This window comes from Rhizobium ruizarguesonis, assembly GCF_012349115.1.
GTDB lineage: Bacteria > Pseudomonadota > Alphaproteobacteria > Rhizobiales > Rhizobiaceae > Rhizobium > Rhizobium ruizarguesonis.
Genome location: NZ_PQIG01000095.1, coordinates 1 through 22,444 on the forward strand (window position 1 = coordinate 1; position 22,444 = coordinate 22,444).

Genomic DNA, 22,444 nt, shown 5'->3' on the forward strand with positions numbered 1-22,444 from the left:
AAGATGGCGACGACACCACGACGGGCTACTTCCGTCTGCAGCGTTCGTTCTAATCCACTTGGTGGATATGCTCCCGGTCTTCGGACCGGGAGCACTTAAATCAGTTTCTGATCCGAGTGACCTCCGATCAGCTACGGGGACGGGTCCGGTCTTCCCTGCCGGACCGTCCTTGCAGCGTTTTTGACGCACAGTCTTCAAGGCAGTCTTTCTGGATCGTCTTTTCAGGTGAGCCGAACAGGTACGTTTCGTATCGTATGTCGGCATTTTGTTAGCCTCGGCTATTGAGGCACCCCCGTTTTCAATTTTTCAAGCAAGCTGGATCGGCCGAGATATTGCCGTGCGGACGGCTGTCGATTGATTGACTTCGTCTGCATCGGCTAGCTTGCCGCAACGGGTCGTGAAAAGAAAATCTAATGCCGACAATGTGATTACAGCTTTTTGGGAGAGAGGATACAACCTTTGCTGGGGGCTGGCATTCATTCACACTCTCGGATAGCTTGTTCTTATGGACGATCTCAACGACTACTATTATTTCGCCGCTGTCGTCTCCAGCGGCGGTTTCGCTTCTGCAAGTCGCGATCTCAAAATACCACGTTCGAAACTCAGCAGGCGGGTCAGCCGTCTCGAGGATGGGCTTGGCGCAAGGCTTATAGAACGCTCGACGCGTCACTTCCGGGTGACAGAGATCGGTCAAGCTTTTTACGAAAGATGCCAGACCATCCTGCAGGAGGCCGACCGCGCCAAGTCGATCGTCACCGAGGCCCAATCCGATCCACAGGGCGTGGTGCGGATGGGGTGCCCGCTCGCTCTCGTCGACATCTCGGTCGGGGGCATCCTGCCTGAATTCTTGGAACGTTACCCGAAGATCAAGCTGCAGATCATCGGCTCCGACCGGCGCGCCGACCTCATCAACGAACGGATCGATCTCGAGGTGAGGGCGACCAACGAGCCGGAGACGCAGACGAGCCTGACGATGCGCAAGCTCGACCGGGCGCGACGTATCCTGGTCGCAAGTCCCTCGCTCGTCGAGCGTACCGGCAGTTTGAATTGCGTTGACGAGCTCGCCGACCTTCCGACGCTGGCAATGACGTCATGGGTGTCGTTCCACACCTGGGAACTGGTCGGTCCGAATGACGCCAAACAGGTGATTCGTCATCAGCCGCGGCTCACCTGCCGCAGCATGACCGCCATCCTCGACGCGGCCCGGGCCGGTCTCGGCTTCGGGCTTCTGCTCGAAAGCGCCTGCGAGGCCGATCTCCAGGCTGGCAAGCTGGTGCGGGTGCTGCCGGAATGGCAGTCGGAGGAGAGCCAGTTCTACATCGTTTTCACGACGGCCAAGGGCATGCCGCCGGCGGTGCGGGTGCTGATCGATTTCCTGGTCGAGAAATCCAGGCAGCATTGACGAAGAGGCTTCAGCCTGAAGCGCGTCGCAATCTTTCAGAATCGCTCCTTGCACTTTGGGGCTTTATTTTCCGTATGTCGTCATCGCAAAACACTGCACAGTTTGCGCGACATAGTTTGGGAGCCGATCGGCCTTATCTCAACCGTGCCAGCAGCTTTTCGCCGGCCAGCTCCCTGACGGCATCCTTGCCGATCCAGCGGGCAGTTTTATCAGGGCTTTCCGCCAGGGCCTTTGCGAGTGCCAGCGCCGGCGCATGGCAGGCCAGATTGCGCTTGCCGACATTGCGCAGCGCCCAATTCACCGCCTTGCGCACGAAGTTTCGGGGGTCGCCGGAATGAGCCTTGATCAGCGGCAGCCAGGCAAGAATGGTGGCGTCGGGCTCCTTTTTCCGGTGGACGGCACCGCCGGCAATCATGGCGAAGGCTGTGCGCCGGACGAATTCGCGCTCGTCGGCAGCGAATTCCCAGATGAGCTCGTCCAACCGGGCCTCGACGAAGAGATCGGCGGCGCAATCGACGATCTCCCAGGAGTTGAAATCATCGGCCCAATTTTGGGCTTCTTCCGTCGTCAACCGCTTCGGCTCGGCCGTGTAGAGGGCAAGTAGGCGGGCTTCGCGGATATCGCTTCGCCAGAGCTGCATTGCCCTGACGTGATCCTTCTTCGCCACTCTGGCGACCGCCTTGATATCGGGATTGGAGATACCGAGGGCGCGGCCGGTAACAATACCGAAGCGCGCCATGCCGGCGACATTCTCCTCCGAGCGCAGCGTTTCGAGATGCGCGATCAATTCGGCCGCATCGGAGGAGGGGCCGATCATTTTTCCAGGCGGGCGAGCAGCGAGGATGTGTCCCAACGATTGCCGCCCATCGCCTGCACGTCGCCGTAGAACTGGTCGACGACGGCGGTGACCGGCAGCTTGGCGCCGTTGCGGCGGGCTTCGGTGAGCACGATGCCGAGATCCTTGCGCATCCAGTCGACCGCGAAGCCGAAATCATACTTGCCTGCGTTCATGGTCTTGTGGCGGTTTTCCATCTGCCAGGAGCCGGCTGCCCCCTTGGAAATCACCTCGACCACCTTTTCGATATCGAGGCCGGCACGCTTGCCGAAATGCAGCGCCTCGGCAAGTCCCTGGACGAGGCCGGCGATGCAGATCTGGTTGACCATCTTGGTCAACTGGCCCGAGCCTGCCGGTCCCATCAAACCAACCATGCGGGCATAGGCGTCGATGACAGGCCTGGCGCATTCGAAGACGGCCTCGTCGCCACCGCACATGACAGTCAGGACGCCGTTTTCAGCGCCGGCCTGGCCGCCGGAGACGGGAGCGTCGATGAAATCGACAGCTTTTTCCTTCGCCGCGGCATAAAGTTCGCGGGCGACTTCAGCGCTGGCGGTGGTGTTGTCGATCAGCACCGAACCGGGCTTCATGCCGTGTAAGGCGCCGTTCTCGCTCAATGTCACCGATCGGAGATCTTCGTCATTGCCGACGCAGACGAAGACGAAGTCGGCGCCAGCGGCGGCCTCAGCCGGAGTAGGGGCCGATTTGCCGGAGAATTTCTCGGCCCAAGCGGCGGCTTTTGCCGGCGTGCGGTTATAGACGGTGACATCGTGGCCGCCTTTCGTCTTCAAATGCCCCGCCATTGGGAAACCCATGACGCCGAGACCGATGAACGCGACTTTTGCCATATGTCCTATCCTTTTCCTCAAGTGCAGGCCCGAGGATTAACCGAAACGGCGGGAGCAGAAAAGCCCGTGAAGGCAGACTTCCTTCCGATTGACGCATATGAGGCTGGCTACCGTTCGGCCGAGCCCTAAATTGGAAGGAAGGCATTATGTTCCTGGGGTGACATGAGCGAAATTCCGACGATCAAGCCGCGGCGCAAAGGCCGTAGCGGAATGCAGGCGATGCTTATTCCATCGCAGCAGATGGTCGCAGAGCAGATTCGATCGGCACCGGAAGGTGTACTCACCGAAGTCGGCGTTCTCCGCCGCCGTCTTGCCGCTCAATACGGGGCGGACGCCTGTTGTCCGGTGACCGTGCAGCGGCATTTGCGTGCGATCGCCGAGTTGTCCTTCGGCGCGCTGGAGAAGGGCGAGCGGGTTTCGACGGTTACGCCCTATTGGCGCATGGTCGATCCCGCAAGCCTGCTTGCGAAGCGTCTTGCCGGCGGCCCCACCTTCATCCGCGAGCGGTTGGCCGCGGAAGGTCGGGAGTGAGCCGGGATAGTACTCAGCATAAAGGACGCGCGAAAAAATTCCGCTTAAGGGCGATTTCCGGGCCGCAAAATTTCAGTAAAGGCGGAATCTTGCAAATAAAATTGTCGATATAAATTATAGATTTAATCATCATGGCATTCATCACTGACAGGGTCGACCAGCCGAAAACAGGCCCGGCACCATCAAAAAAGGGGAAAGTCATGATTTCACGTCGACAAACGCTCGGGCTTTTCGCAGCCGCTGCGGCCACGGCAATCCTGCCGGCTGTCCGGCCGGCACGCGCTGCCGCCAGCGAATTCCGTATAGGCTGGCAGAAGAACGGCGTGCTGGCGCTCGCCAAGCGTCGCAGCGCACTTGAAAAGCGGCTTGCCGACCACGGCATTACCGTCAGCTGGTCGGAATTCACCTCCGGCCCGCCGCTTCTCGAAGCGCTGGGCGCCGGCGCTCTCGATTTCGGTGCGACCGGCGATGTGCCGCCGCTCTTTGCCCAGGCGGCTGGCGGGCAGCTCTATTATGTCGGTCTCTACAAGGGCAGCCCGGCAGCCTCGGCTATCCTCGTGCGCAAGGATTCGTCCATCAAGACACTTGAAGACCTCAAGGGTAAAAAGGTCGCTTTCAAGCGCGGCTCCAGCGCGCATAATGTAACCGTTAAGGTTTTGCGCAAGGCGGGCCTGAAGCCCGAAGATGTCGAGCAGGTCGATCTTTCGCCGCCGGATGCCGCCGCCGCGTTCAAGAATGGCAGCATCGACGCCTGGTCGATCTGGGATCCTTATCTGGCGATTGCCGAAGCCGATCCGGAGACACGTATCCTGACGACCGCTGAAGGCGTCGTTGATTCCTACAGCTTCTTCCTCGCCAATCGCGATTTCACCGATGCCAACGCGCAAGTGATCGTCGACGTGATCGATGAGCTTGCCAAGGTCGGGAAGTCGGCACAGAGCAATCTCGACGAAACGGTCAAGGAGCTTTCCGAAATTACCGGCGTGCCGGCTGACGTGACGCGCGTAACATTGACGCGCAAGGGCGCCGATCTCGGCAGCGTCTCGACCATCACCGATGCTGCCGCCGCCTATCAGCAGGCACTCGCAGACGAATTCTACGGGCTCGGCATCCTGCCGAAGAAACTCGCGACCGGCGATATTATCTGGCGTCCCAAGGCGAGCTGATTTTCCGCCCGGTGCCAAGATTTCCGGTTCCGCGGCATGGAGAGGGCTTCCATGCCGCTGAACCGGAAAAATATTCTCCAAAACGGATTACAATAGCAAATTGATATTGTCGATCTAATTACTGGTCTATGTCAATATCCTCTCGATTGGAGCGGACACCGAAAAGCATCGGCCAGCCGCCATCCGATCGACAGGGACATTTTAGATGCTCACGCACAGACAGACAGCCGGCCTTCTTGCACCCTCCGCCACCACCACGATCCTCCCAAGCATCCGTGCGGCGGCGTTATGCGGGCAGACGGTCTGTGCGTCGTCACTTGCAGAGAGCCATCTCGACCGCGAATTCCGCAGCTAAAGGACCGTCTTCTATGACCACCACCTCCCATACAGGTATATCCGGACCTATCAATTTCCTCTGGTTCATCCCGACATCGGGCGACGGCACCTATCTCGGCTCCTCCGAGCTCAACCGTGCGCCGGAGATCGGTTATCTCACGCAGATCGCCCAGGCCGTCGACCGGCTCGGCTATTCCGGCGTGCTGCTGCCGACCGGGGTTGCCTGCGAGGAATCCTTCGTGACGGCGGCAGCCCTTGCCGCCAAGACCGAGAAGCTGCAGTTCCTGGTGGCAATCCGCCCCGGCACGGCATCGCCTGCCTATTACGCGCGTCTTGCGACGACGCTCGACCGCATCTCCAACGGCCGGCTGCTGCTCAACATCGTCGTCGGCGGCAGCCCGGCGGAGCTTGCCGGCGACGGCATCCATCTCGAGCATGACGAGCGCTACGCCCATGCCGAGGAGTTCTTCACCGTCTTTGAGGAACTGCTGGAAAAGGGAACGGCAAGATTCGACGGCAAATACATCAAGGCGACCAATGCGCGCCTCGGCTTTCCCTCGGTGCAGAACCCGCGCCCGCCGCTCTATTTCGGCGGTTCGTCGGATGCCGGCATCGATTTCTCCGTTGGCCGGGTCGACAAGTATCTGACCTGGGGCGAGCCGCCGGCACAGGTTGCCGAGAAGATCACCAAGGTGCGCAAGGCCGCCGGCGAACGCGGCCGCGAGGTGAGCTTCGGCATCCGCCTGCACTTCATCGTACGCGAAACCGATGATGAGGCATGGGAGGCGGCCGAGCGGCTGATCCGCCATCTTGACGATGATACGATCCGCGAGGCGCAGGAGCGCTTCGTCCAGGAGTCCGACTCAGTCGGCCAGAAGCGCATGGCCGCCCTTCATGGCGGGCGCCGCGACAAGCTCGAAGTCTCGCCGAACCTCTGGGCCGGTGTCGGCCTGGTGCGCGCCGGTGCGGGCACGGCGCTTGTGGGATCGCCGAAGACGGTGGCTGCGCGCCTTCGCGAGTATCAGGAGATCGGCATCGATACGGTGATCGGCTCCGGCTATCCGCATCTCGAAGAGGCCTATCGCGTCGCCGAGCTGCTTTTCCCTGAGCTCGGCATTACCCGCGACCAGCAGCGCCTGGGTTTCAACAACGAGTTCGGCCGCAAGCAGGTCTTCGCAGGCGGCAGCCATGGCGGCAATCTGAAAGTCGTCTCCGGCTCCTGATCTCGAACGAAGACGCAGAGCGTGACACCGTCGCAAGCCGCTTGGGGCTTGCGGCATCCTGCTCCCGATAAGCGCGAGGACAATGCATGTCGACTTTCGATACTCCGTTCGTACGGTCGGTCGCTTCCGAAAAGGCCGGGAAGGCGCGGTTCCGCCTGCCGCTGCCCGGCCTGGAGAAGCTAACGCCCTATCTGGTGCCGGTGGCGATCGTGGCGTTCTGGCAGCTTGCCTCCTCGGCCGGCTGGATCTCGTCGCGCATCATGCCCTCGCCGGCCGATGTCGGCCTCGCCTTCTGGTCGACGACGGTTTCCGGCCAGTTGCCGAATGACGTGCTGGTGAGCGCCGGCCGCGCCTTTGCCGGCCTTCTCGTTGGCGGCTCGATCGGCTTCCTGCTCGGTATCGCCAATGGCGTATCGCGTATTTCCGAGCAGCTGACCGATACCACGCTGCAGATGCTGCGCACCATTCCGCACCTGGCAATGATCCCGCTCGTCATCCTGTGGTTCGGGATCGGCGAGGAATCGAAGCTGTTTCTCACCTCGCTCGGCGTGCTCTTCCCCGTTTATCTCAACACCTATCACGGCGTGCGCAATGTCGATCGCGATCTGATCGAGATGGGCAAGGTCTATGGCATGGGCAACTGGACGCTCTTCCGCAAGGTGATCTTTCCAGGCGCGCTGCCGTCGATCTTCGTCGGCCTGAGATATGCCCTCGGCATCATGTGGCTGACGCTGATCGTATCGGAATCGATCGCAGCATCCTCAGGCATCGGCCACATGGCCAACAATGCCCGCGAATTCATGATGACTGACGTCGTCGTGCTCGCCCTCGTCATCTATGCCGTGCTCGGCAAGCTTGCCGATGTCATCGCCCGGGTTCTGGAGAGGCGGCTGCTCGCCTGGAACCCGGTCTATCAGAAATAGGAGAGACGCCATGACATCGATCGCGCATGAGCGTTTTCACGCCGTCGCCGAAGAGCCAGCTTATGCGCGCGAAAACGCGCCCACGGCCGGTCGTAGTGCACCCGCGGCGATTAGCCTGAGGGGGCTTGAAAAGAGTTTTGGGGCCAACCGCGTGCTGCGCGGCATCAACCTGCATATCCCAGCTGGCCAGTTCGTCGCCGTGATCGGCAAGAGCGGCTGCGGCAAGAGCACGCTGCTGCGCATTCTGATGGGCCTCGACGAGCCGAGTGCCGGCGCGTTGCATTTCGAGGATGCCGATGGCGCGCCGGCGAGCCCGAACGCGCGCATCGTCTTCCAGGAGCCGAGGCTGCTGCCCTGGCTCAGTGTCGCAGATAATGTCGTGGTCGGGCTCGGAGACGGCATCGACGGCCGGGCTGCGGCGAAGGCGGCTGAGGCCGTGCTTGCCGAAGTCCAGCTCGGCGAAAGGACCAGGGAATGGCCGGCGCGGCTTTCCGGCGGGCAGCGGCAGCGCGTGGCGCTGGCGCGGGCGCTGGTGAGCCGGCCGGGCGTGCTGGTGCTCGACGAACCGCTCGGTGCGCTCGATGCGCTGACGCGGATCAGCATGCAGGAACTCATCAACCGTGTCTGGCGCGAACTCGGCTTCACCGCCGTGCTCGTCACACATGATGTCAGCGAGGCGGTGCATCTCGCCGACCGGGTCATCGTGCTCGACGAGGGGCGGATCGCACTCGATCTTCCCATTCCCTATCCGCATCCGCGCCGGCACGGCCATCCCGGCCTTGCCGAGCTGGAGGGCCGACTGCTTGCCGCGATCCTCGGTACAGACAGCGGCCATTGATCCCGGCGCTATTCGCGAGGTTGCATGACCTCGGCATAGGCGAGGCGTGTCGGTGCGAGCATGCATCACCAATGGCGAAGATGTATAGCCGCCTGGGTATGAGAGAATCAGCCGTCTCTGCCGAAGTGCGCTGCGGCACGCGCCAAAATCAGCAACAATAGTTTTCCTAGCTCGCCTTACGTCCAGCTTGACACACTCATACCTTCATGGCTATACGTCAACCCATAGCCAACGGGGTATGGATTGTAGATGTCGGACACCCAAGACGTGCTCTTCAGAACGCTCGCCGATCCGACCCGGAGGGCTCTTTTCGAACGGCTATGCCGCGAAGGAGAAAAGACGGTCGGGGCTCTGACGGCTCGGGCCGGGGTCTCGCAACCGGTCGTCTCAAAACATCTCGGAATCCTGAAACAGGCCGGATTGGTGCGTGATCGTCACGAAGGTCGCCAGACGCATTACAGCGCGCAGCTCGGTGCGCTGGCGCCGCTGGTCGACTGGACAAGTGAGATGGCCGACTTTTGGCAGAATCGGTTCGACCAGCTGGAAGATCTACTGAAAAGGATGGACCAATGACCGAAATATCCACCGAAACTCGTTCCGTCGTCGTCGAACGAGAGATCCCTTTTCCGCCGGAAAAGATCTGGCGGGCGCTCACCCAGCCACATCTGATCGCGGACTGGCTGATGAAGAACGACTTCGTGCCGGTCGTGGATCACCGTTTCAAGCTGAGCGCGGATTGGGGCTCCGTCGATTGCCAGGTCCTGGAGGTCGAGCCGAACAAAACCCTGTCTTACACCTGGGCTGCCTATGATCTCGCGAGCGTCGTCACCTGGACTCTCACGCCCACGAGCGCGGGCACGCAGCTGCGCATGGAGCAGTCGGGCTTCCGACCGGATCAGCGGCAGGCCTACGGGGGCGCCAGGAGCGGGTGGGAGCGGTTCTTTGCAAATCTCGAGCAGGTCCTGGCGCGGATAGAGTGAGGCCGCGGCCAAACGGATCACGCCATCCGCTTCGGCTTGTTTTCGCAGGAGGTTCCCTTGAATTGGAATAACTGGTTTCGGCAGATCCACCGTTGGCTGTCCATTGCCTTTACGCTGGCCGTCATAATTAATATCATCACGATGGTGCAGGAGAAATCATCCGTCTGGGTGGGGCTCATGGCGCTGCTGCCGCTGACCTTGCTCCTGCTCACTGGTCTCTACTTGTTCGCGCTGCCATATGCCACCAAGTGGCGCGGCGCGGGACGCAGCGGAGGGTAGGAGTGACGGCAATGTCCGGGAAGACATCCAAGACCGCAGCGAAGATCACGAAGAAGACAGCAGCCACGCCTGATACCGCGGAGCCGACCCTTCTCTCGGGCGGCAACCCTCAGATCGCCAAGGGTTACGGCGACGCTCCCGTGCAAGCCTACATCGCCGCCATGCCGGGCTGGAAAAGCGACATCGGGCATCGCCTCGATGCGCTCATCACGCGCATGGTGCCGGGGGTGTATAAGGCCGTGAAATGGAACTCGCCGCTCTATGGCATGGAAGGGCAGGGCTGGTTTCTCGGTGTCCATTGCTTCGCGAAATACATCAAACTTGCTTTCTTCCGTGGCACGTCGCTCAGTCCCATCCCACCCGGCGAGTCCAAGCAAAAGGAAGTGCGTTACTTCCACATCCATGAGGAAGACCAACTCGACGAGGCTCAGCTCGCCGCCTGGGTGGAGCAAGCCAGCCGAGTGCCCGGTGAACGAATGTAAGCGGATGCGTAGATTTAATGCGTTAGAGCGTCCTTTGTGCGTCTGAAAGGACGCACGGCGCTCTAGGTCATCAGCACTTAAGGGATGGAGGAGCGATATTGATGAAGAAAGCCACGGCAACCATGAAGAAGAGCGGCTCCAGCGAAGAGAAAGACGGAGACTCTCCTTCTCGTTTGATCGATGCGAGAATCGAGGAGTTGAGCGATTGGCGAGGCGAGACGCTCGCCCGGGTCCGAACTCTCATTAGGCAGGCCGAGCCCGACGTGGTCGAGGAATGGAAGTGGAGAGGCGTTCCGGTGTGGGAGCACGCCGGCATCATCTGCACCGGCGAGACCTACAAAAGCGTGGTGAAGCTGACCTTCGCCAAGGGCGCATCGCTGGAGGACCCTTCAGGCCTCTTCAACTCCAGCCTTGACGGCAATACCAGGCGCGCCATCGATTTCCATGAGGGCGATGAGATCAACGAGCAAGCATTGAAGGCGCTCGTTCGCGCCGCCGCCGCACTCAACACGTCAACGCGGGCTGCCGCTCGCCCCGCCGGCTCCCGAAAAAAACCAAGCAGCGCTTGAGGCTTGGCAATATCGCCTGAAACGCGTCGCATCGAACTTGATTTGGCGACATGTGTCAGTGGATCGGGCTTTCCTCGCGCTCGAGGAAGAGTTGCAGATTGTCGAGGCCGATTTCGGTGCCCTGGAGGCGGGCGCCGTTGTCAGCGTAGCCGTCGAGGAAGACCACCTGTTCGGTGAAGACCATTTTCGTGCCGCCGGGTTCGGCTTCAAAGGCGATGGTTGTGAGCGATGCGGAGATGCGGCTTTCCCCAAGCTTCATCTCATAGGCATAGATGATGCGGGCATCGGGCACGATATCGATGTAATGGGCGTCATAGGCGTGCAGGAGGCCGTCAGTATCGGCGACGTAGTTCCTTTCCTTGCCACCGGGGCGGAAATCGAGCCCGTAGTCCAGCGGCACCCATTCGTCGTGGCAGGCGAACCATTGGCGTTTGGCCTCTGGCGCCGACCAGGCGCGGAAGACGCGGGCGACGGGCGCCTTCAGGTGACGCTCGATGACGAGAGTGGCGTGTTCGGCGGATCGTGTCGTCATTCGGAAAATGTCTCCGGTTCATCAGCCAGAAATTGGTCGAGGCGGTCGAAGGTGGTGGTCCACTGGATCTTTCGCTGCTCCACCCAGCGCTCGACGGCGGCAAGCGCGTCCTTCTGCAGGCGGTAGGTGCGCACGCGACCGGCCTTTGCGGAAAGGACAAGACCGCTTTCCTCCAACACCTGCAGATGTTTCAGCACCGTCGGCAGGGCAACGGCAAGCGGCGCCGCCAGTTCGGTGACTGAGGCGGGGCCGCGACCGAGCCGGTCGATCATACCGCGGCGGCTGCGGTCGGAGAGCGCGTGGAACATGCGGTCGAGATCAGTCTGGCTCTCGATCATCCCGCCGCATCCCGAAAGCGCGCCGGCAGCCTTTCCTTATAGGGATAGAATTTGAAGTAGGGGCGGGCCTCTTCCAGCACCCGTCCAAAGGATGGCCGCGCGAGCAGCCGATCGTAATAGGCGCGAAGGTTCGGCTGCTCCTGGCTGAAGGGAATCAGCGTCTCGGCATAGAAGAGCGCTGGGGCTGCAGCGCAATCGGCCATGGTGAAGCCGTCGCCTGATATCCACGGCTTATCGGCGAGCTGCTTTTCGATCATTGAGTAAGCGGTGGCAAGCGTCGCCTTGGCGGCCTCAACCTCGCGTTCGTCGGCCGTGCCCTCTGGGCGCATGTGGTTGCTGACCAGCGTCTGCATAGGTGTCTGGACATAGAGATCGAAAAAGCGATCCCAGAGACGGACCTGCAGCGCCCGGTCGATCTCCAGCGGCAGCAGGCGGATAGGCCCCGGATAATATTGCTCGAGATATTCGATGATGATTGATGTTTCGGGAATGGTGCTGTCGCGCGCCTCGTCGCGCAGCAGCGGCATCTTGCCGATCGGCCAGAAGCGGAAAAGATCGGCGCGCGACTCCTCGCTGGAAAGATCAACGATGCGGTCCTCGAACGGGGTACCGTTCTCGTAAAGCGCGATCAGCACCTTGTGGCAGAAGGAGGCAAGCGGATGTCCATAGAGCACGAGCGACATATGGCGACCTTTCCTGTCGAATACTTTACCGTTCGACTAAGTATCAGGTTGCAGAGCATCGCGCAAGGGATAGTTCGCCGATCGTGCAAGTATCGGCCTCAGCCGATATGCCTGGCGATGACGAGATGGCCGGGAGTTGGCTCGCCGTCTTCCATGCGCACGTTGATATCCGATATCTCGACGAGTTCGAAACCGGTGGCCGTCAGGCGTTCTCTCACATAGGCGTCGGCATGGGCGAAGCGCTGGTGCGGGCCGACCATATAGGCGCGGCCGGCGAGTATTTCCTCGGGCAGGGTTTCCGAGGAGAAGATGAACAAGCCGCCCGGCGTCAGGTTCTCGGCGGCGCCGAAGAAAAGCGGTTCGAGCGCGCCGAGATAGGGCAGCACGTCGGTGGCGGCGATGATGTCGAAGGCCTCCTCGTCGTTGTCATCGAGGAAATCCTCGACCTCGGCGACGAAGAGCGTCTCGTAGAGATCCTTCTCATGGGCGATCTCGACCATCTTCTCCGATATGTCGATGCCGGTCATATCGGCGCAGAGGTCGCGTAGCGCGCCGCCGGTGAGGCCTGTGCCGCAGCCGAGATCCAGCAGCCGCTTGAATGGTCCGAGCTTCAGTTCCTGCAGGCGCTGGCGCACCAGCATCGGAACGTGATAGCCGAGCTGCTCGACGAGCACGTCCTCGAAAACCTCGGCATGCTGGTCGAACAAGGTCTCGACATAGGCGTCGGGCGCCTTGACCGGCGTTTCGCCGCGGCCCATCGCGGCGATGCGCACGGCCGCACCGCCGTGATCGTCGGGATCGATTGCCAGGACTTCCTGATAGGCTGCAACGGCCGCGTCGACATCGCCGGCCTTTTCCAGCGCCAGCGCGCGGTTATAGGCCTCGCCAAGGGCTTCTTCGTCGATCTTCTTTGCCATCGCAGTCCATCGTCCTTTTGTTTCAGGCATGCGTCTAAGGCGGCTTTGGATGTTTTGCAATGGCGCGCTTGCGGGCGCAGAATGGCCGAAAAGAAGACGAAGGGAGGAACGAGCCATGAAAATGGAGCAAGACAGGACGTTATCGGCAAGGGAAGGAGAGGGCGCGCGGCCATTGTTGCTGCCTAGGACACCAATCGAGGTCACCAATGCGCTCTGCCACTATTACCGTGGTGAACTCGGGCGGATGACGAGTTGGCGCGACCGCATCGACCGGACGTCCAATTGGGCGATCACGGTGGTCGCAGCACTCCTTTCGGTGTCGCTGTCGACGCCGACCTCGCATCACGGCGTGCTGCTGTTCGGGATGATGCTGGTGACGCTGCTTTTGATGATTGAGGCGCGGCGCTATCGCTTCTTCGATATCTACCGCGCCCGCGTTCGCCAGATCGAGCGCTGCTATTTCGCTGAGATTCTGGCGCCCGAGGCTGAGGCCGGCGGCGAATGGGCCGTAGTGGTTGCCAGCAGCCTGCGCAAACCACGCTTCCTGCTCAGCTATCAAGAGGCGATGCACCGCCGGCTCAAACGCAATTACGGCTGGATGTATTTCATCCTGTTGCTCGCCTGGTGTCTGAAGATCTCGACGCCGAAACTGCAGACGGAAGGCATGCCGGCGTTGCAGGCGCAGTCATGGACCTATGTCATCGACAATGCCGCACTCGGGCCGGTTCCCGGCCTTGCGGTGATCGCAATCGTCATCGCATTCTATCTCGGCATGCTCGGCTTCGCCCTTCGCCGGGATCGCGACGAAGGCGAATTCGGCCATGGCGAGGCGCATGTCTGATGCGGCCTACAGCGCCGCGCGTCTTTTGAGACGCGCAAAGGACGCTGTAGCACTTTGAGTTGCTGCATAATTTTATCCTTAAATCGATTCCGATTTAAGGAATTATGCAGTGGAGCATGATACGGCCTGAACCATTCGCCCTATTCGGCACCACACTCCAGCCGATCAGTGCAGGATGAACTCGCCCTTCAGTGCCCGCCACTCGGTTGCCGAGATCAGCCTGCGGTGGATGTAGCGCACCGAATGCAGCGGCCCGTCGAGCTTCTCTTCCCAAAATTTCAGGAAGCCGCGCATTTCGGGAAAATCGGGGGCGAGGTCGTAATCCTGCCAGACATAGGTCTGCAGGATCGCCGGGTGGTCCGGCAGGTGGTAGAGGATCTGGGCGGTCGTCAGACCATAGCCATTCAACTGTTTTTCCATGTCCTTGTGCATCGTATTCCGCTTCTTCTTGTTCCCACTCGCGCGCTTATTAGCGCTACATGATATGGAAACATGCGAGTGGTTAACGGAAGCTTTACAGATACTCCGTAAAAGGACAATTCATTTTTAATATCAACGGTTTGGCAGCATAACGCAGAGAGTGCTGCCAAACTGGATTTTGTTAAATGCATGCCGTTATCCCAAAATCTCGACACAGTTTTGGGTGTCATGCATCAGCGCTTGAGATGCCGGGTCAGGCGGCGCTCGATCCAGGCCCAGAGATGGCGTAAGGCCTCGACGATGGTGAGATAGAAGATCGCTGCCCAGAGATAGGTCTGGTAGTCGAAAGTGCGGGAGAAAGCGTAGCGGGTTTCGCCCATCAGGTCGAGCACTGTGATGATGGCGACGACCGCCGAGCCCTTGATCAGCAGGATGATCTCGTTGCCATAAGGGCGAAGTGCGACGATGAGAGCCTGCGGCAGGATGATCTTGCGGAAGGCGATGTACTTGTGGATACCCAACGCATTCGCCGCCTCTTGCTGGCCATGCGGCACGCTTTCAATGGCGCCGCGCAGGATTTCCGCCTGATAGGCCGCGGTATTGATGGTCATGGCGAAGAGGCCGCAATACCAGGCATCGCGGAAGAACCACCAGATACCGACGGCCTCAAGCTGCGGCCGGAATATGCCGAGGCCGTAATAGACCAGGAACAGCTGGGCAAGCAGCGGCGTGCCGCGGAAGAAATAGATGTAGCCGTAGGCCAGCGCATTCAGCAGCCGGTTCTTTGACATGCGCGCCACGGCAAGCGGCAGCGACAGGATGGCGCCGCAGATGACGGAGATGAAAACGAGGCTCAGCGTGACCCCGAGGCCGTGGAGGTAACGCGGCCCGTAGCGGATGAATTTTTCCGGATCCCAGCCATTGATGACGGAAATGACGAGAAGTGCTGCGAGCACAGCCCAGATGGCCACGAGAATATAGCCGGCCATGCGCGCCGGCGTCATCGGCTTCATCACCGCGCGGGGGGCTGGCTGCGGCGGGATCAGCGTTTCGGCATAGCTCATCGACGGATCTCCGAACGCTTGGCCCAACGCTCGACATAGACGAGCAGAAAGGAGGAGAGGATGGCGAGCACCAGATAGAGGCAACAGGCCAGACCATAGAAAAAGAAGGGTTCTTTGGTCACTCGCACGGCGACGCTCGTCTGGCGCAGGATATCGGCAAGGCTGATGATCGAGACGTAGGAGGTGTCCTTCAGCAGCACCATCCACAGGTTCGTCAGGCCCGGCAGCGCGATGCGCACGAGTTGCGGCAGGATGATCAGGCGCAACGTGCGGCCGCTATGCAGCCCAAGCGCGTCGCCTGCCTCATATTGCCCCTTGGGAATGGCGCGGAAGGCCGAGAGCAGCACTTCCGAACAGTAGGCGGAGAAGACGACCGAAAGCGCGATGACGCCGGCGAGGAAGGCGTTGATCTCGATCGGCGGCCCGTCATAACCGACGAAGGTCAGCAGAGACTGGATCAGCATCTGCATGCCATAGTAGATGATGAAGAGCGTCAGAAGCTCCGGCAAGCCGCGGAAGATCGTGGTGTAGATGCCGGAAGCCAGCCGCAGCGGCTTTTCCTCCGACTGCTGGCCGAGCGCCACCAGGAAGCCGATGGCGAGGCCGATCGGCAGGGTGACGATCGCCACCGAAATGGTGACCTGCAGGCCAAGCGCGATCTCGTCGCCCCAGCCGGTATCGCCGCAGGCAAGGATCGTCGACTGACCCCACCAAGTGAAGATGCCAACGGGTCCGCACAGCGGATCGAAAATGTGCACAATCCAGCTCCAAAAGGAGCCCAGCGCGGAAAATAATCCGCCCATGCGAGAATTCCCCTCACGGCTTTTGCCGTTTTGATCTTGTAATCTTTGTCAAACAAAAATGGCGGAAGAGCAAGCCTCCCGCCATTACCTTCATCGCCGGATAGCGAATTTCTTATTGGCCGTAAACGTCGAAGTCGAAGTACTTGTCCTGGATCTTCTTGTACTCACCGCTGGCGCGGATCGCAGCGATCGCCGTGTTCAGCTTCTCCCTGAGCGGATCGCCCTGGCGGATGGCAATACCTGCGCCGTTGCCGTTGATTTCCTTGTCGACCGGCAGGGTCGTCAGGATCTTGCAGCAGGCGCCGGCGTCGGACTTCACCCATTCGGAGAGAACGACGACGTCGTCGATGACGGCGTCGACACGGCCGCTGGCAACGTCGAGCTTGTATTCGTCAGCTGTGGGATAAAGCTTGAGTTCGGTGTCGGCGAGATGCTTCTCGGCATAGTTGGCGTGCGTCGTGGAGGTCTGCGCGCCGATCACCTTGCCCTTGAGGCCGGCGACATCGGTGATCGTCGAATCCTTCGGCACGGCAATGGCCGGCGGGGTGTTGTAGTATTTGTTTGAGAAGTCGACGAGCTTCAGACGCTCCGGCGTGATCGACATGGAGGAGACGATCATGTCGAACTTCTTGGCATTGAGCGCCGGGATGATGCCGTCCCAGTCGGTGCTGACGAAGGTACATTCGGCCTTCATTTCAGCGCACAGCGCCTTGGTGATGTCGATGTCGAAGCCCTGGATCGTGCCGCTGGCATCGACGAATTCGAAGGGCGGATAGGTCGAATCGGTGCCGATCACATATTTCTCGCCATCGGCCATTGCCGAGCCGGCAAAAAGGGACATCGCCGCGATCGAGGCTGCCGCGAAAATACGGGTAGGATTAAGCATGAGGATCCTCTCTGTTGGTAGCCGTCGCTCCTTTTTCTCTTGGGCTGACGGCCGCAGTTCAACGGTGCCGAGACCGCCTTGCGGCGATAATCAGACTTTTTTTCACAGAATTGCAACACAAATCCCATCGCAATTGTGCGGTGCAAATAACAGGCGAGATGAACGCCGGCAGACTGCAACATTCACGCGAGGTTAATCCTCCACTTCCTAGAACCGGAACAAATCGGCGGCTCGGCAATTGCCATTCCGCCGTTTCGCCTCATTGCGAAGCTAGGGGCGGAACCAGGGCCTGGCGGCCTTCAAGAAGCTCAAACAGGATCGAGGAAACCCGATGGGCATGAAATCAAGATTGTTCGCGAGCGCGGCTTTTCCGCTGCTTTCTCTTTCGCTGGCTTTGCAGCCGGCATCGGCGATGGCGGCCGTACGCGACGTCGCGACGCAGGCCTCGGCCGTGCAGCAGGCCGAGCAAGGCAGCTTCGAGGTGGCGCAGGATGCGCCTTCCGAAGAGGAGCTGCTGAAGAAGAAGCGCAAGCAGAAGGAGGAAGCTCCGGCCGAACAGGCGCCGGCCGCCGAGAAGCCGGCGCAGAAGGAAGCGCCCGCCGAAAAGCCGAAGGCTGAGCGTAAGGAAGCTCCGGCGCCCGAACCCAAGGCAGAGCCGGAACCGCCCAAGGCCGAAGCGGCGCCGAAAGAGGCGCCTGCGCTGCAGCCGGAAAGCAAGCCGGAGCGGAAAGCCAAATCGGAAGCCCAGCCCGAGGCGAAGCCGGAGGCCGAGCCGCAGCCGGAACAGCAGCAGCCCGTAACCCAGGACAAGCCGAAAAAGCCGAAGAAACAGGAAACGCAGCAGGCCGAGCCCGAACAGCAGCCGGCGGCAAAGGAAGCGCAGCCGGAGACGGATCAGGCACAGCCAGAAGCCAAGCCGGAAGGCGGCAAGCGGGACAAAGGACAGGACAAGGCCCAGGGCCGGGATAAAGGCAAGGGCAAGGCCGAGAAAGAGGCCCAGCCTGCCGCTCCCGAGGCCGTGACGCCGACTGCGGAAACGGCCAAGCCCGAAGCCACGCCGGAGGAAAAACCCGCCGCCGAGGCGCCGGCCGAGAAAAAGCCGGCAAAGGGCAAGACTGCGGCACCCGCAGACAAGCCGAGCGAAGAGAAGGCGACCGAAGACAAGGCGGCGGCCCCGGAAGCTGCGCCCGCCGAAAAGCCCAAGGATGGTACGGCGGCAAAGCCTGCCGGTGAACAGCCCGCCGCGCCCGCGACCGACACTGCCCAGCCGCTGCCGGATGCCAGCGGCGGCCAGCAGGTCGAGCAGGCCATTCCGGCGCCGGAAAAGGCTTCTCCCGAGGAGCTGGAGCGCCGCAAGAAGATTGCCGCCGATCCGGCCAAGAGCAACGAAACCGTCGTGCTGCCGGTCGAGAACGGCGCGGCCGTGCTCGACAGCGACAAGGATGCCGACCGCAGCAAGGGCCGGGAAGGCCGCCGCGACCGCGACAAGCAGCGCGCCGACAGCCAGGAGGTGAAGGTGCCGACCTCGGATGCCGATGCACAGGCTTTGAGCGGTGCCAAAGCGCCGGCGCCAGTCAAACTCGAGGCGGTGACCCGCGAGAAGGGCAGGAAGCTCGACGAGCGGCCGCAATTCGTCCGTCCCGACGGCGCGCGCTTCGACGACCGTGGTGACGACAGCCGTGTGATCATCCAGTACGACAACAGGACGATCGTGCGCGGCGACGACGACAGGCGCTTCCTGCGCGACGGCGAACGGCCGAGCTACGAAGAGCTGTCCGGCGACCGCTACCGCGAGACGATCGCGCGACCGGAAGGCTATCGCATCGTCACGATCCGCAACCGCTACGGCGACATCATCCAGCGGTCGCGCGTTGATGCCCGCGGACGCGAGGACGTGCTCTATTATTCCCAGGACCTCTATGACGATCCGGACCGCGACTATTTCGAGGATCCGGGCGCCGACCTGCCGCCGATGCGGCTGCGCGTGCCGCTCAGCGACTACATCATCGATACCCGCAGCGACCCGAACCGGGACTATTACGAGTTCCTGAGCGAGCCGCCCGTCGAGCCGGTGGAGCGCGTCTATTCGCTGGATGAGGTGAAATATTCGGCCCGTATCCGCGACAAGGTGCGCCGCATCGACCTCGACACGATCACCTTCGCGACCGGCAGCGCCGAGATCCCGATGACCCAGGCGCGCACGTTGCGCAAGGTCGCCGACGCGATCAGCCAGGTGCTCGAGAAGGATCCGAGCGAAACCTTCCTGATCGAGGGTCATACGGATGCTGTTGGCTCAGACCAGAGCAACCTGATCCTCTCCGACCAGCGGGCCGAATCGGTCGCTAACGTGCTCTCCGACGTCTACGGCATTGCGCCGGAAAACCTTGCGACGCAGGGCTATGGCGAGAGCTACCTGAAGGTCAACACGGTAGGCCCGGAACAGGAAAACCGCCGCGTCACCATCCGCCGCGTCACGGCGCTGGTCCGCCCGGTCGCTGCCAACAGGTAATGATATTGCCCCTCCCCGGGGAGGGGCATCTCGGTCTTGCTTCTTCTTTCAACGTGGCTTGAAAGGTGATTGAGCCGTACGGCTCGCTCCCTCTTCTCCCAGCGGGGAGGTGGCGGCAGGAGAGCGGATTGTCGTCGAACATCGGAGGCATTGCGACGCCCTTTAGCGCCTATGCCGCGCTGCCGACGCCCCTGTCTTTGAATTCATACGGCGCAGATCGCGATGTCGGAATGTCCTCTTGGTGGATTGCCGTATAGTTCGCGGTGCTTTTAGCCCACCGTGTCTCCGGTACTTTTAAGGAAAAAGTGCATTTTCTGGGTATCAATTGGAACACTAATCCTGTCATCCGGGCCAACGCGCGATGACGCGTGGATCTGGGCAGTAAAGGCCGCTGACCCGACCTTGCCGATCGCCAGTGTGTATGGACCGAGGGGCTCGATATCGGCGACATGAAGGCTCACAGTTGAAACGTTGGAATCCCCAACCATAGTATGTTCCGGTCGGATCCCGAGAACCACTGACTGTCCCACTGCCGCCGAAAGGCGCTCGGCTCTTTGTGGGGGAACCGGAATGTTGACCCCACCCTCGGCTTGGAAGGCAATTCCACCGGCGTTTTGCACAAGTTGCCCCTCGATGAAGTTCATGCTTGGCGAACCGATGAAGGCAGCGACAAAGAGATTCTTCGGAGATTCATAAAGGGTGATCGGATCTGCGGCCTGTTCGATCCGCCCTTGATTCATAACCACGACCCGATCTGCCATCGTCATCGCCTCTACCTGATCATGTGTAACGTACACGATCGTGGTTTTGAGCCTGCGGTGTAAGAGCTTGATTTCTGTTCGCATTTCAATGCGCAGTTTAGCGTCGAGATTGGACAACGGTTCGTCGAACAGGAACACATCCGGCTGGCGAACAATCGCCCGGCCAATCGCCACGCGTTGGCGTTGGCCACCTGAGAGCGCGTTCGGCTTGCGTTTCAAATAGGCACCGAGATTGAGAATGCGCGCCGCATTTGCAACGGCGGCATCGATGTCCTGCTTCGGCGTTCCGCGCACCTTCATGCCGTAGCCGATGTTTTCGGCGACTGTCATATGCGGATAGAGCGCGTAATTCTGAAACACCATCGAGCAATTGCGCAGACCCGGGCGCAGCGCAGTAACGTCCCGCTCGCCGATACGGATTTCCCCTGATGTCGTCTGTTCCAGCCCCGCGATCATCCGCAGTGTGGTTGTCTTCCCGCAGCCGGAAGGTCCGACAAGAACCACGAATTCCTTGTCGGCAATTGCCAAATCGAGCGGAGGAATGACCTCAACGCTACCAAAGGATTTGGTGACCTGATCCAAACTCACCTGGGACATGCTGTAACCTTTTCATGAGAATTCCATCGCCTGGCCCAGCGCATCGGCCCCAAAATCGGAATCGATTTTCGGAAAGCACGATGCGAGGATTGAAAGAGTTAGAGCGTCCTTCGTCCGAAAGGACGCACGGCACTCTAAGCGGCGATGGTTTGCTTCTTCTTTCAACGATGTCTGATCTCATCCCGGCACCGCCGGGATGAGATGTTGAGGATGGGCTTACTTCGCAGGCAGGCCCATCGACGAACGATAGGCTGCCAGTTGCTTGTCGCGGCCGAACTCCTCCGTCAGCTTGTTCCATCCGGCAGCCACGGTATCCAGCGCCTGCTGCGGCGTCACCTCTCCAGCCAATGCCTTGGAAAGCTCGATTTCGAGAATTTCCGTATAGGAGAAATAGCCCGGCAGGCGCATGTCGAGCGCCGTGTTCTTGGCGGTCACCGCGTCCTTCTGGCTTCCAAGATATTCCTTGGCCTCACGCTCGGAAAAGATCTTCGACCACAACGCCGTATTTGTCGTGTGCGAAAGACGGTATGGATTGACGCCTGTGCCGCCGGTAATCGCCGCCTGACCGGAAACCGCCGGGCTCGTCAGGAACTGGATATAGTTCCAAGCGGCCTCCTGGTTCTTGGAGGACGACGGTACGGCTGCCTGCCAACCGCCGAAGGCCATGAAGGAAGTCTGGACGACCTCGGGCTGCTTGTCCCACTTCTTGGTCTTGTAGTTCCAGATCTCGTCGGAGCCCGGCAGCGATGCCGAACCGACATTGCCGGCGACCTTGGACTGCTTCGGGTCGGCGGCGATGACGCCGGTATCGCCCCAGCCGATCGATTCCGCGACCTGGCCACCGGCAAAGGCCGCGTTCACTTCGCCGAACGAGAAGTTCAGCGCATTTGGCGGCGCCAGTTTCGAAGCGCGAATATATTCCTCCAGGCCGCGTACCCAGCCCGGATTGTTGACCTGTGCATCCATCGTATCCGGATCGAAGAACATGCCGCCGGGATTGTCGGGATGGCTGGTGTATCCCGCCACGTGACTGAACAGGAACCAGAATTGCTGGCCACCACGGCGGAAGGCTTCCGCCGTGCCCCAAAGGCCCTTGTCCGGCTGCTGGAAGAATTCAGCGATGTCGAGATACTGCTTCCATGTCTTCGGCGGGGCAAGATCGTAGCCATACTTCGCCTTGAAGGCGCTCTGGTTCTCCGCGTTTTCAAACAGATCAATGCGGTAGGTATAGGTATGGGCATCACCGTCCATGGTCTGCGACAGGACCTTGCCGTTCCAGACCATCAGTTGCTCGCGGTAAACCGGCGCGATGTCCTCCCAGTCGGCACCTGATTGCATCGCCTTGGGCATTTCCGAGAGAAAATCGGTGAAGTCCGGTGCCCAGGCCGGCGCAAAGGCGACCACGTCGAACGTGTCTTCGCCCGAGGTCAACGAGGTTACGATTTTCGGATAGAGTTCCGACCACGGAAATTCGACGACATTCACCTTGCCGCAGGTCTTTTCTTCCCAGCCCTTGGCCGCGAGTTGCAGCGCAGAGGCGATATAGGGGCCTGTCTGCGTCGTGGCGGTGAGCGTGACACCGGTGTAGTCCGGTTCGCACGCGAGCGCGGATGTGACGCCCGCCGCAGCAAGTAGTCCTGCGGCCGTTGAACTCAATAGCAATCTTCTCATGTTTTCCTCC

The 22,444-nt window shown here is 60.7% G+C and carries 25 protein-coding genes; 13 read left to right on the forward strand and 12 right to left on the reverse strand.

Annotated elements, in window-relative coordinates:
• Nucleotides 1–505 precede the first annotated feature (505 nt).
• Complete coding sequence (locus C3Y91_RS24540) at nt 506–1,402, forward strand: LysR substrate-binding domain-containing protein (RefSeq protein WP_018067940.1); 897 nt, start codon at nt 506–508, stop codon at nt 1,400–1,402.
• A gap of 133 nt (nt 1,403–1,535) precedes the next feature.
• On the opposite strand, the gene C3Y91_RS24545 is transcribed toward C3Y91_RS24540, so the two are convergent.
• Complete coding sequence (locus C3Y91_RS24545) at nt 1,536–2,219, reverse strand: DNA alkylation repair protein (protein WP_024321910.1); 684 nt, start codon at nt 2,217–2,219, stop codon at nt 1,536–1,538.
• The gene (locus tag C3Y91_RS24550) at nt 2,216–3,085 is read right to left on the reverse strand and encodes an NAD(P)-dependent oxidoreductase (RefSeq protein ID WP_024321909.1); all 870 of its coding nucleotides are present in this window, start codon (nt 3,083–3,085) and stop codon (nt 2,216–2,218) included. Before C3Y91_RS24550 ends, C3Y91_RS24545 begins: the two co-directional genes overlap by 4 nt.
• Nucleotides 3,086–3,247: 162 nt before the next feature.
• Between C3Y91_RS24550 and C3Y91_RS24555 the strand changes: the two genes are divergently transcribed.
• The 10 genes from C3Y91_RS24555 (at nt 3,248) to C3Y91_RS24600 (ending at nt 10,412) form a co-directional block, all read left to right on the forward strand.
• Nucleotides 3,248–3,616: a hypothetical protein gene (locus C3Y91_RS24555; RefSeq protein ID WP_024321908.1), complete on the forward strand. Its 369-nt coding sequence runs from the start codon at nt 3,248–3,250 to the stop codon at nt 3,614–3,616.
• A 200-nt stretch (nt 3,617–3,816) separates the two neighbouring features.
• Complete coding sequence (locus tag C3Y91_RS24560) at nt 3,817–4,782, forward strand: aliphatic sulfonate ABC transporter substrate-binding protein (RefSeq protein WP_024321906.1); 966 nt, start codon at nt 3,817–3,819, stop codon at nt 4,780–4,782.
• A gap of 368 nt (nt 4,783–5,150) precedes the next feature.
• Nucleotides 5,151–6,341 (forward strand): FMNH2-dependent alkanesulfonate monooxygenase, encoded by a 1,191-nt coding sequence (gene ssuD / locus C3Y91_RS24565; RefSeq protein WP_168575945.1) that lies wholly within the window; start codon nt 5,151–5,153, stop codon nt 6,339–6,341.
• Between the two features lie 86 nt (nt 6,342–6,427).
• A complete protein-coding gene (ssuC, locus tag C3Y91_RS24570) occupies nt 6,428–7,264 on the forward strand; it encodes an aliphatic sulfonate ABC transporter permease SsuC (protein ID WP_018067948.1) in 837 nt (278 codons plus the stop codon).
• Between the two features lie 10 nt (nt 7,265–7,274).
• A complete protein-coding gene (locus C3Y91_RS24575; protein ID WP_168575946.1) occupies nt 7,275–8,102 on the forward strand; it encodes an ATP-binding cassette domain-containing protein in 828 nt (275 codons plus the stop codon).
• Nucleotides 8,103–8,351: 249 nt separating this feature from the next.
• Complete coding sequence (locus C3Y91_RS24580; RefSeq protein ID WP_024321903.1) at nt 8,352–8,675, forward strand: ArsR/SmtB family transcription factor; 324 nt, start codon at nt 8,352–8,354, stop codon at nt 8,673–8,675.
• Nucleotides 8,672–9,082 (forward strand): SRPBCC family protein, encoded by a 411-nt coding sequence (locus tag C3Y91_RS24585; RefSeq protein ID WP_018067950.1) that lies wholly within the window; start codon nt 8,672–8,674, stop codon nt 9,080–9,082. The genes C3Y91_RS24580 and C3Y91_RS24585 overlap by 4 nt, the downstream gene beginning before the upstream one ends.
• A gap of 57 nt (nt 9,083–9,139) precedes the next feature.
• Complete coding sequence (locus C3Y91_RS24590; RefSeq protein ID WP_024321902.1) at nt 9,140–9,361, forward strand: hypothetical protein; 222 nt, start codon at nt 9,140–9,142, stop codon at nt 9,359–9,361.
• An 11-nt stretch (nt 9,362–9,372) separates the two neighbouring features.
• The gene (locus C3Y91_RS24595; protein WP_024321901.1) at nt 9,373–9,843 is read left to right on the forward strand and encodes a DUF1801 domain-containing protein; all 471 of its coding nucleotides are present in this window, start codon (nt 9,373–9,375) and stop codon (nt 9,841–9,843) included.
• Nucleotides 9,844–9,944: 101 nt separating this feature from the next.
• Nucleotides 9,945–10,412 (forward strand): DUF1801 domain-containing protein, encoded by a 468-nt coding sequence (locus C3Y91_RS24600; protein ID WP_018068613.1) that lies wholly within the window; start codon nt 9,945–9,947, stop codon nt 10,410–10,412.
• 55 nt (nt 10,413–10,467) lie between these two features.
• Here C3Y91_RS24600 and C3Y91_RS24605 read toward each other — a convergent pair whose 3' ends face one another.
• The 4 genes from C3Y91_RS24605 to C3Y91_RS24620 form a co-directional block, all read right to left on the reverse strand.
• Nucleotides 10,468–10,944 (reverse strand): SRPBCC family protein, encoded by a 477-nt coding sequence (locus C3Y91_RS24605; RefSeq protein ID WP_168575947.1) that lies wholly within the window; start codon nt 10,942–10,944, stop codon nt 10,468–10,470.
• On the reverse strand, nt 10,941–11,282 hold the full coding sequence (locus C3Y91_RS24610) for an ArsR/SmtB family transcription factor (protein WP_018068615.1): 342 nt from the start codon (nt 11,280–11,282) through the stop codon (nt 10,941–10,943). The genes C3Y91_RS24605 and C3Y91_RS24610 overlap by 4 nt, the downstream gene beginning before the upstream one ends.
• A complete protein-coding gene (locus C3Y91_RS24615) occupies nt 11,279–11,965 on the reverse strand; it encodes a glutathione S-transferase family protein (RefSeq protein ID WP_024321900.1) in 687 nt (228 codons plus the stop codon). The genes C3Y91_RS24610 and C3Y91_RS24615 overlap by 4 nt, the downstream gene beginning before the upstream one ends.
• Before the next feature lie 98 nt (nt 11,966–12,063).
• On the reverse strand, nt 12,064–12,882 hold the full coding sequence (locus C3Y91_RS24620) for a class I SAM-dependent DNA methyltransferase (protein WP_024321899.1): 819 nt from the start codon (nt 12,880–12,882) through the stop codon (nt 12,064–12,066).
• 115 nt (nt 12,883–12,997) lie between these two features.
• Here C3Y91_RS24620 and C3Y91_RS24625 point away from each other — a divergent pair, with 115 nt between their 5' ends.
• A complete protein-coding gene (locus C3Y91_RS24625; RefSeq protein ID WP_018068618.1) occupies nt 12,998–13,723 on the forward strand; it encodes a DUF2270 domain-containing protein in 726 nt (241 codons plus the stop codon).
• A gap of 165 nt (nt 13,724–13,888) precedes the next feature.
• Here C3Y91_RS24625 and C3Y91_RS24630 read toward each other — a convergent pair whose 3' ends face one another.
• The 4 genes from C3Y91_RS24630 to C3Y91_RS24645 all read right to left on the reverse strand — a co-directional run bounded on the left by C3Y91_RS24630 (nt 13,889) and on the right by C3Y91_RS24645 (nt 16,896).
• Nucleotides 13,889–14,155, reverse strand: coding sequence for an usg protein (locus C3Y91_RS24630; protein WP_018068619.1), 267 nt, complete (start codon nt 14,153–14,155; stop codon nt 13,889–13,891).
• A gap of 221 nt (nt 14,156–14,376) precedes the next feature.
• On the reverse strand, nt 14,377–15,207 hold the full coding sequence (locus C3Y91_RS24635) for an ABC transporter permease (protein WP_018068620.1): 831 nt from the start codon (nt 15,205–15,207) through the stop codon (nt 14,377–14,379).
• Nucleotides 15,204–16,010, reverse strand: a complete 807-nt coding sequence (locus tag C3Y91_RS24640; protein WP_024321898.1) for an ABC transporter permease — start codon at nt 16,008–16,010, stop codon at nt 15,204–15,206. Before C3Y91_RS24640 ends, C3Y91_RS24635 begins: the two co-directional genes overlap by 4 nt.
• Nucleotides 16,011–16,122: 112 nt before the next feature.
• Nucleotides 16,123–16,896 carry a transporter substrate-binding domain-containing protein gene (locus tag C3Y91_RS24645; protein WP_018480745.1) on the reverse strand — a complete coding sequence of 258 codons (774 nt, stop codon included), beginning with the start codon at nt 16,894–16,896 and terminating at the stop codon, nt 16,123–16,125.
• A 331-nt stretch (nt 16,897–17,227) separates the two neighbouring features.
• Here C3Y91_RS24645 and C3Y91_RS24650 point away from each other — a divergent pair, with 331 nt between their 5' ends.
• Complete coding sequence (locus C3Y91_RS24650; protein ID WP_024321897.1) at nt 17,228–19,405, forward strand: OmpA family protein; 2,178 nt, start codon at nt 17,228–17,230, stop codon at nt 19,403–19,405.
• A 269-nt stretch (nt 19,406–19,674) separates the two neighbouring features.
• Here the strand turns inward: C3Y91_RS24650 and C3Y91_RS24655 are convergent, their stop codons facing one another.
• Complete coding sequence (locus tag C3Y91_RS24655; protein ID WP_018068624.1) at nt 19,675–20,763, reverse strand: ABC transporter ATP-binding protein; 1,089 nt, start codon at nt 20,761–20,763, stop codon at nt 19,675–19,677.
• A gap of 216 nt (nt 20,764–20,979) precedes the next feature.
• The gene (locus C3Y91_RS24660) at nt 20,980–22,434 is read right to left on the reverse strand and encodes an extracellular solute-binding protein (RefSeq protein WP_018068625.1); all 1,455 of its coding nucleotides are present in this window, start codon (nt 22,432–22,434) and stop codon (nt 20,980–20,982) included.
• Between the last annotated feature and the right edge of the window lie 10 nt (nt 22,435–22,444).

What these genes read in the sequence shown, in the direction of transcription:
- C3Y91_RS24540 (WP_018067940.1), top strand. Translation starts at nt 506, where the DNA reads ATGGACGATCTCAACGACTACTATTATTTCGCCGCTGTCGTCTCCAGC.
- C3Y91_RS24545 (WP_024321910.1), bottom strand. Translation starts at nt 2,219, where the DNA reads ATGATCGGCCCCTCCTCCGATGCGGCCGAATTGATCGCGCATCTCGAA.
- C3Y91_RS24550 (WP_024321909.1), bottom strand. Translation starts at nt 3,085, where the DNA reads ATGGCAAAAGTCGCGTTCATCGGTCTCGGCGTCATGGGTTTCCCAATG.
- C3Y91_RS24555 (WP_024321908.1), top strand. Translation starts at nt 3,248, where the DNA reads ATGAGCGAAATTCCGACGATCAAGCCGCGGCGCAAAGGCCGTAGCGGA.
- C3Y91_RS24560 (WP_024321906.1), top strand. Translation starts at nt 3,817, where the DNA reads ATGATTTCACGTCGACAAACGCTCGGGCTTTTCGCAGCCGCTGCGGCC.
- ssuD (WP_168575945.1), top strand. Translation starts at nt 5,151, where the DNA reads ATGACCACCACCTCCCATACAGGTATATCCGGACCTATCAATTTCCTC.
- ssuC (WP_018067948.1), top strand. Translation starts at nt 6,428, where the DNA reads ATGTCGACTTTCGATACTCCGTTCGTACGGTCGGTCGCTTCCGAAAAG.
- C3Y91_RS24575 (WP_168575946.1), top strand. Translation starts at nt 7,275, where the DNA reads ATGACATCGATCGCGCATGAGCGTTTTCACGCCGTCGCCGAAGAGCCA.
- C3Y91_RS24580 (WP_024321903.1), top strand. Translation starts at nt 8,352, where the DNA reads ATGTCGGACACCCAAGACGTGCTCTTCAGAACGCTCGCCGATCCGACC.
- C3Y91_RS24585 (WP_018067950.1), top strand. Translation starts at nt 8,672, where the DNA reads ATGACCGAAATATCCACCGAAACTCGTTCCGTCGTCGTCGAACGAGAG.
- C3Y91_RS24595 (WP_024321901.1), top strand. Translation starts at nt 9,373, where the DNA reads ATGTCCGGGAAGACATCCAAGACCGCAGCGAAGATCACGAAGAAGACA.
- C3Y91_RS24600 (WP_018068613.1), top strand. Translation starts at nt 9,945, where the DNA reads ATGAAGAAAGCCACGGCAACCATGAAGAAGAGCGGCTCCAGCGAAGAG.
- C3Y91_RS24605 (WP_168575947.1), bottom strand. Translation starts at nt 10,944, where the DNA reads ATGACGACACGATCCGCCGAACACGCCACTCTCGTCATCGAGCGTCAC.
- C3Y91_RS24610 (WP_018068615.1), bottom strand. Translation starts at nt 11,282, where the DNA reads ATGATCGAGAGCCAGACTGATCTCGACCGCATGTTCCACGCGCTCTCC.
- C3Y91_RS24615 (WP_024321900.1), bottom strand. Translation starts at nt 11,965, where the DNA reads ATGTCGCTCGTGCTCTATGGACATCCGCTTGCCTCCTTCTGCCACAAG.
- C3Y91_RS24620 (WP_024321899.1), bottom strand. Translation starts at nt 12,882, where the DNA reads ATGGCAAAGAAGATCGACGAAGAAGCCCTTGGCGAGGCCTATAACCGC.
- C3Y91_RS24625 (WP_018068618.1), top strand. Translation starts at nt 12,998, where the DNA reads ATGAAAATGGAGCAAGACAGGACGTTATCGGCAAGGGAAGGAGAGGGC.
- C3Y91_RS24630 (WP_018068619.1), bottom strand. Translation starts at nt 14,155, where the DNA reads ATGCACAAGGACATGGAAAAACAGTTGAATGGCTATGGTCTGACGACC.
- C3Y91_RS24635 (WP_018068620.1), bottom strand. Translation starts at nt 15,207, where the DNA reads ATGAGCTATGCCGAAACGCTGATCCCGCCGCAGCCAGCCCCCCGCGCG.
- C3Y91_RS24640 (WP_024321898.1), bottom strand. Translation starts at nt 16,010, where the DNA reads ATGGGCGGATTATTTTCCGCGCTGGGCTCCTTTTGGAGCTGGATTGTG.
- C3Y91_RS24645 (WP_018480745.1), bottom strand. Translation starts at nt 16,896, where the DNA reads ATGCTTAATCCTACCCGTATTTTCGCGGCAGCCTCGATCGCGGCGATG.
- C3Y91_RS24650 (WP_024321897.1), top strand. Translation starts at nt 17,228, where the DNA reads ATGGGCATGAAATCAAGATTGTTCGCGAGCGCGGCTTTTCCGCTGCTT.
- C3Y91_RS24655 (WP_018068624.1), bottom strand. Translation starts at nt 20,763, where the DNA reads ATGTCCCAGGTGAGTTTGGATCAGGTCACCAAATCCTTTGGTAGCGTT.
- C3Y91_RS24660 (WP_018068625.1), bottom strand. Translation starts at nt 22,434, where the DNA reads ATGAGAAGATTGCTATTGAGTTCAACGGCCGCAGGACTACTTGCTGCG.